Raw genomic sequence first — 7,615 nt, 5'->3', positions numbered from 1 at the left:
TATCATCCTCTCTTCACCGAAGCCGTTTGACTTGACGCCATCAAAGCCCTCTGGACGATTGTCCTTCTCATCAAGATATATGTGAAGCTCGGTCTTGTAAAGCTTCCCGTGATCTTTGGCTGGCTGCTCGTTGAAGTCCACCACGTCAAAGTAGTTAGTCACGCCCTCGGGGAGGATATATATCGCTAAACCTTTGTAGAAGTCTATCTTTTCTTGTTCCATGACCGCAAAGGTAAGCAAAAAAAATAGTTTTAGCACGCTATCATATCAAGTTCTTTGGTTAGGCAGCGGCATCCGCCTGCCACGGACAATCCCCCTTGGGCCGAAATGCAGGAAAAAATAGCTAACTTTGCGATAAATAAACCAAAAGCCTATGCTTGTAAAAACCTACTGTGCTGCTGTCAACGGATTGGAAGTGACGACCATCACGATTGAGGTGAGCATGCGACAGGGTGTTCTCTTCCGCATGTCCGGTCTTGGTGATGCTGCCGTGAAAGAGAGTCGTGACCGTATCGCTTCTGCCCTTCAACAATGTGGCAAGCGCTTTCCCATCGGTGACATCACCATCAATATGGCACCGGCGGATCTCAGGAAGGAAGGCAGCAGTTTCGACCTGCCGCTGGCCATCGGCCTCCTCGCCGCTGCCACGGAGATCACCGACGCCCATCTGTCGAAATACATGATGGTCGGAGAATTGAGTCTCGACGGTAGTCTGCAGCCCATCAAAGGAGCACTACCTATCGCCATCAAGGCCCGTGCCGAACATTTCAAGGGCCTCATCGTGCCGAAACAGAATGTCCGTGAGGCAGCCGTCGTCGATACCCTCGAGGTTTACGGTATGGAGACCCTCAACGATGTCATCCAGTTTCTCAACGACCAGCAGACTTTCGAGCCGACGGTCATCGATACCCGCAAGGAGTTTTACGAGCATCAGGCGAAGAGTGACCTTGACTATGCCGACGTGCGCGGGCAGGAGAGCGTGAAACGTGCGCTGGAGGTCGCTGCTGCCGGCGGTCACAATCTCATCATGATCGGTCCGCCGGGCAGTGGAAAGTCAATGATGGCTAAACGTCTGCCGTCGATTCTTCCTCCACTGTCCCTTGCCGAGAGTCTTGAGACCACACAGATTCACTCCATTGCAGGTAAACTTGGGAAGGATGTATCTCTCATCACGCAACGGCCATTCCGTGCACCCCATCACACGATCTCCGAGGTGGCTCTCGTCGGTGGCGGTGCCTCTCCAATGCCCGGAGAAATCAGTCTGGCCCACAACGGTGTCCTCTTCTGTGATGAGTTGCCGGAGTTCAACAAGCATACGCTGGAAGTACTGCGCCAGCCATTGGAGGACCGACAGATCACCATCAGCAGGGCGAAATATACAATCACCTATCCTTGCTCATTTATGTTCGTGGCCAGTATGAACCCCTGTCCTTGTGGCTACTACGGTGATCCGACGCACCACTGTGTCTGTACGCCGGGACAGATCCAGCACTATATGAATAAGATCTCCGGCCCGCTCATGGACCGCATCGATATCCAGTGCTCCATCACGCCCGTTCCCTTCAACGAGATCAGTAAGGCCCAACCCGGAGAACCGAGCAGTGAGATCCGGAAGCGGGTCATTGCGGCCCGTCAGATACAGACGGAACGATTCAAGGGAGTCCGCGGCGTGCACTGTAACGCGCAGATGACGGAGCGCCTCGTTCATCAGTATGCTGAGCCCGATGCCGAGGGACTCGCCCTCCTCAAGGAAGCAATGGAACGGATGAGCCTCAGTGCCCGTGCCTACACACGTATCCTGAAGGTCGCCCGCACCATTGCCGATCTCGCCGCCAGTCCTACTGTCCGCACCGAACATCTCTTCGAGGCCATCAATTACCGTCAGCTTGACCGTGCCGACTGGGCGGAGAGAGGGTTGTAGGGACATGATTTTTCATGTTCCGCTAACCTTCCACCGTAGGGGCGGCCCTTGTGGCCGTCCTAACCGCCACGAATGAATTTTCGGGCGGAACATAATAAATTATGTCCCTACATGATTCCCGGTTAGGGCGCCCACAAGGGGTGCCCCTATGGTGGGGATATTCGTATATACGACAACAACATCATAAACGCATCCATACATCCATGATTAAGGATTCTTTCTTTCATCCATTGAATACGAACGAAGGGAGCGACGAAGCACTCAACGATCCTTTCTGCTATACCCCAGACGAAATGAGCCTTCAGGCCGCAGCAGTCGTCCGACAATATATCCGTGAACGCCTCCATTGGGCTGAGGAGCATGAAGGGAAAATGTTCGGGGTATTGATGGTCAGAAACGCGCAAGGAAAGATTGGATTTCTGGCTGCCTATGGTGGACAAATAGAAGAGAGCGATGAGCATTTCTTTGTGCCTCCCGTCTTCGATTATCTCCAGGAGGGCGGCTATTTCAAGACCCACGAGGCGGCCATCTCTGCCATCAACTGGGAAATTGCCAAGCTACAGAATGATCTGGCCTTTCTGCAAGTCAAACAAGACGTGGAAGAGATCAAAGAAGCAGCCTCTACAGATCTGGGATCCTATCATCAGATGATGACGGAGGCAAAGAAGCGGCGGGAGGAGCTGCGCCATACCTCTCTCTCCGTGGAGGAACGACAGAGACTGATTGGTGAGAGCCAGTTTCAGAAAGCCGAATACCGGCGGAAGAAGAAGGCTTGGAAAGAGAAGATCGATACCGCGCAGAAACTCGTTGACGATAAGCAAGGAAAGATCACCCTTCTGTTACTCCGCCGTCAACACGACAGTGAGCAGTTGCAGCACTGGCTTTTCACCCAGTTTGTCTTCCTCAACGGTCGTGGAGAACAGAAAAACCTCCTGGAGATCTTCTCCCAGTATCGTTCTGTCATCCCACCATCGGGCAGTGGAGAATGTGCGGAACCGAAGTTGCTGCAGTATGCCTTCCTACACCACTATGAACCTTTGAAGATCGCCATGTTCTGGTGGGGACGGAGTCCGAAAGGAGAGATCCGCCATCATCTGCAGTTTTACCCGGCTTGTCAAGGGAAATGCAAGCCGATACTCTCGTGGATGTTGGAAGGAATTGCCGTTTCCTGGCATCAGAATCCACAAATGACGGAACAGCTGGAGATCATTGACGAGAGTGATGATTGGATCGTTGTCAACAAGCCAGCCGGGATGCTGAGTGTACCGGGAAGGGGCAACCGTTCTTCTGTCCTCTCCATCCTTCGCGAGCGTTACCCCGAGGCTACGGGACCGATGATCGTGCATCGGTTGGATGAGGACACGAGTGGACTGATGATCGTCGCCAAGAACGAAGCCGCTTATCACGAATTACAACAGCGCTTCCTCTCCCGTCAAGTCCGCAAAACTTACCTCGCCGTACTCGAGCATGAGCCTGCCATCCACGAGGGACAAATCAGTCTGCCGTTAATGCCCGATCTCGACGACAGGCCCCGCCAGACCGTTGACCATCAGTACGGCAAACCGGCTGTGACCACATTCCGTGTGCTGCGCGTCAACGAGCAGACGGGAGAGACCCTTGTGGAGCTCCATCCGCTCACGGGCCGTACCCATCAGCTGAGGGTCCACTGCGCCAGTGAAGAGGGCCTCAACGATCCTATCGTCGGTGACCGCCTCTATGGTCACCGTGGCATGGATATGTCCCGTGGTAACCGCCTCATGCTCCATGCCGCCACGCTCTGGATCTCCGATAGTTTGCATTGGCATGTGGAGCCACAAACGATTTGGTTTCAATAAAAGAGAACGGAAATATGCGGTATCTGTAAAAATAGATGTATCTTTGCAAACAAAAACAGAGAGATAACAGATTTTATTATGCTTAGAGTACTTGTTTTCTTATTTTTATCTTTTACATTTGTACTTTCCTCTTTTGCGCAGAGCGTGAAGATCTCCGGATGGGTGACGAACAGGCAAGGGGAGGCTGTGGATATGGCACGGTGGAAGAAAGGAACGCTGACGGAAAGATACTCAGCAGTTGCATCAGTGATCCCAAAGGTCATTTCATGATGCAGATCTCTCCCGTTGACTCTTTTGCGCTCACTATCTCCTGCCTGGGATATAAAGATTATTCACGGAAGGAACAAGGAAGAAAGGATACGTATATAGAAGCTGTATTGGACAGTGATGCTTTTGAGTTAGGTGAAGTAACCGTAAGATCCAAAATGCCCGTCATTCATCGGGAAGTCGACAGAATGGTGCTGAACGCTGAGAGACTCAACAGTACGGCAAACACGGTCATGGACGTGCTGAAACGTGCGCCAGGAGTCATCGTGCAAGATGACGACATCAGCATGCTCAATAAAGGAAAACTGGTGTTTCTGATGAACGGGCGCGAGTTGAAGATGGACACGAAAGGCCTTATCACGTATCTGAAATCACTGCCGTCGGGCAGCTTACAGAAGATTGAGATTATGACGACGCCACCAGCGAAATACACTGCCGAAGGTGATGCCGGCGTCATCAATTTTGTAACGAAGAAGTTGAAGAACAACTTTATCGGCGGTTTTGTTTCAAACGTGTTGTCGGTAAAAGAGCATACTTATGACGATCCGAGTATTAGTCTGCAGTATAAATACAACAAAGTGGAGGCATACGTCACGGTTGGTGGCGGTATGGGCAAGATGCAATACGACGGTCTGAGAACGATTGACTATCCTGCGGAGACGTGGAGTACTACGGAGCGCAGAATCAAATCGAATGACTATATCATGGCGACTTCCGGCATCGACTATGCCCTGACGAGCCACTCCACCCTCGGTGCTATTTTCGCCTTCAACAACATGCGGCCTGATGCCGATCGGACAGCGGATACCCAGGTAAGGTCATCCTCACAGGAAATAACAAGAGACTTTGAGACGCTCACCAACTACGACAGCAATTACAACCGTTATAACGCCAACATCCATTATACGGATAATCAATTTGTCAAGAACGGAATGATGGATTTCAATATCGATTATGTCAACTATCATATTGATGACGAGGTCAACTTACAGACCACCCATGATGAGGGCCTGAATTATCTAAACCGCCCTCGCACGCTCATCCGGATCTTTCAGGCGAAGGCAGACTTGGAGAATAATTTGGGAAAAGTGAAGTTGTCTTATGGCGCCGCCTATTCCCGTTCAAAAACAAGGAGTACAACCAATTACGAGTATATCAGCAGTCACGAGGATCTCAACGATGACTTCATCTATCGTGAAGATATCCTGGCCGCTTACGCGGATATGAGGTGGAAACTATCCGACCATTGGGACTTCAAACTGGGATTGCGAGGTGAATACGGAAGACTGGACGGCAACTCCGTCAAACTGCAACAGCGAACGGTGAAACATCAGTTCGACTTATTCCCCACGGCTTTTCTGGAGTATAGTTGGAATGACAGCAAGTCGCTCTATCTCAGCGTAACGAGTAGGATAAACCGTCCTGTCTATGCCGATATTAATCCTTTCACCACCTATACCGACGCCCACACGATAACGACGGGTAATCCGGAGCTACTCCCGGAGAAGTCCTATTCCTCTGAATTAGGATATACGTGGGACGACTTCACGATATCGGGAAGCATGCTCTTCAGGAAGCGGGTCATCTCTGCCTACACGTATGTTGACGCTGCAAGCAAACTGACCACAAATACCGTTGACAACATGATGAAGAACCGGATGTACAGTCTTGACGCGTCTTATTATTTCGACAAGGTCTCCTGGTTCGACTGGTCTACGGATCTCTCCCTCTATACGTTAGTTTCCAGACCGACGCAGGGATACGACTTACCCCGAGTGACCAATACGGCTGTTTACGCCTATACGAATGTCAATGTGTTTTTCGACCATCAGAAGAATTTCTCAGCCAATATATGGGGACAATACGAATCGAAACAAAAAGACGTAACGGGGGAGAGTCCCGCGACATACCGCATGGATATCGGACTGAAATATATGCTTTTCCACAAGAAGCTGTCTATTGGCATAGCAGGACAGAACCTGCTGGCCTCTCATTCCAAGTCCATTGTCCGGTCCTCCGCCACGAAGTACGTCTATGACTATAAGCCTTACCGTGTTTTCAAACTGACGTTGACCTATCGCTTCGGAAAGGACTTGAACATGAAGTCCAAGCATTTCGGCATCAGCAATGACAGATTATAGGAATATGAGAATCATACCCCGTGGAAATTAATGGTCATTCTTTCCGCAATTCAGGTAGCTGATATCTCCCGAAAAACACGTAACTTTGCAAGCGAAAAAGAACGAAAACGGAAACTATGGCTGCACAACTCATCAGTGTCGACACCGTCGACCAATACAACAAGCTCTACGGCTTCCCCACCCTCCATCCGCTGGCCACAGTGGTAGACATGGCGGAAGCCAAGCAGTGGGTGAACCATGTCAAATGGCGCTATGGCCTCTATGCCCTGTGGCTTAAGGACGGCAAACAGTGTACGCTTCACTATGGGCGGAAAGAATACGACTATCAGGATGGTACTATCGTGAGTTTCGCCCCCGGACAAGTCGTACAAGTTGATATGACTGAAGAGCAGATCGCTCATCCCCGTCACACGCTGGGCCTGCTCTTCCATCCCGACCTCATCTACGGCACTCCACTGGGCAAGGCCATTGGCAATTATCATTTCTTCGATTACGACTCTGCCGAGAGCCTCCATCTCTCCGAGCGCGAAAGGGCTATGATCATTGATACTTTAAAGTCCATCCATGCCGAACTGGAATTGCCCGTTGACCAGCACTCTCAGACGATCCTCACCGACCGTATCAAACTGATCCTCGACTACTGTCAGCGCTTCTACGACCGGCAGTTCATTACCCGCCATAAAGTCAACTCCGATATCCTCAGTACTTTCGAGCGGAATATCAAGAGCTATTTCGCCGAAGGCATCGCAGTCCGTAAGGGCCTCCCTTCCGTAGCTTGGTTTGCCGACAAAGCCTGTCTGTCGCCGGGTTATTTCGGAGATCTTATCCGCAAGGAGACGGGCATGAATGCCCAAGTCTTCATCCAACAGCACGTCCTCTCACTGAGCAAAGAGCGCCTCATGGATGACAACAAGGGCATCGGACAAATTGCCGATGAGCTCGGCTTCCAGTATCCCCAGCATTTCACCCGCTTCTTCAAGAAAATGACAGGTATGACGCCGAAGGAATATCGCCAGAAATAAACCAAGAAGGGATATCGTAGGGACTTGATTTATCATGTTCCGCAGAATCCATTATCAAACAAAAAAATAATCAGAAAATGTATTTAGCCTATATAATTCATACCCCCATCATAAATAGACACTTTTGTCCCAAAATGGCAAAGAACATTTATTTTGAATGGGGCTAGAATGATTTATTCTATCATCGCTTGTGTCATTTGGTGGTATTTCTGCCAAAAGTCCATCAGAAATGCTGTTTTTGGCGATGTAAGCCCACGAGTTATAGCCCTTCTCTTGGAGAAGGGTAACGGATATGTGTTCAGTGAAAATTTCGTTTACGCTGCTATCTTGCGAAGGAAGCGTTCAATTTCCGCTCGGTGCCGGTGATGCGGAACAAAGCTGATTCTGACGGCGCATTTCTGATCTTTTATCATGACGGCACTGAGCATG

4 protein-coding genes and 1 pseudogene are annotated in these 7,615 nt (G+C 50.3%); 4 read left to right on the top strand and 1 reads right to left on the bottom strand.

Annotated features, from left to right (window positions below; translation table 11 throughout):
- Positions 1 to 222 (bottom strand): annotated as a pseudogene (locus G604_RS0112395) (DDE transposase); the annotation flags it as partial.
- A 151-nt stretch (positions 223 to 373) separates the two neighbouring features.
- Between G604_RS0112395 and G604_RS0112390 the strand changes: the two are divergent.
- From G604_RS0112390 to G604_RS0112375, 4 genes are all read left to right on the top strand, one after another.
- Positions 374 to 1,921: a YifB family Mg chelatase-like AAA ATPase gene (locus G604_RS0112390; protein WP_028910827.1), complete on the top strand. Its 1,548-nt coding sequence runs from the start codon at positions 374 to 376 to the stop codon at positions 1,919 to 1,921.
- Between the two features lie 203 nt (positions 1,922 to 2,124).
- Positions 2,125 to 3,756 carry an RluA family pseudouridine synthase gene (locus G604_RS14485; RefSeq protein WP_081657771.1) on the top strand — a complete coding sequence of 544 codons (1,632 nt, stop codon included), beginning with the start codon at positions 2,125 to 2,127 and terminating at the stop codon, positions 3,754 to 3,756.
- A gap of 158 nt (positions 3,757 to 3,914) precedes the next feature.
- Positions 3,915 to 6,164 (top strand): outer membrane beta-barrel family protein, encoded by a 2,250-nt coding sequence (locus G604_RS14480; protein WP_231376165.1) that lies wholly within the window; start codon positions 3,915 to 3,917, stop codon positions 6,162 to 6,164.
- Positions 6,165 to 6,280: 116 nt separating this feature from the next.
- Positions 6,281 to 7,186, top strand: coding sequence for a helix-turn-helix domain-containing protein (locus G604_RS0112375; protein ID WP_028910826.1), 906 nt, complete (start codon positions 6,281 to 6,283; stop codon positions 7,184 to 7,186).
- Positions 7,187 to 7,615: the final 429 nt, after the last annotated feature.

The organism is Prevotella sp. AGR2160 (genome assembly GCF_000424185.1).
Lineage (GTDB): Bacteria > Bacteroidota > Bacteroidia > Bacteroidales > Bacteroidaceae > Prevotella.
This window is presented reverse-complemented; position numbering and strand designations above follow the sequence as displayed.

Bases quoted from the DNA above. Each gene is read 5' to 3' on its own strand.
- G604_RS0112390 (WP_028910827.1), top strand. From the start codon at position 374: ATGCTTGTAAAAACCTACTGTGCTGCTGTCAACGGATTGGAAGTGACG.
- G604_RS14485 (WP_081657771.1), top strand. From the start codon at position 2,125: ATGATTAAGGATTCTTTCTTTCATCCATTGAATACGAACGAAGGGAGC.
- G604_RS14480 (WP_231376165.1), top strand. From the start codon at position 3,915: ATGGGTGACGAACAGGCAAGGGGAGGCTGTGGATATGGCACGGTGGAA.
- G604_RS0112375 (WP_028910826.1), top strand. From the start codon at position 6,281: ATGGCTGCACAACTCATCAGTGTCGACACCGTCGACCAATACAACAAG.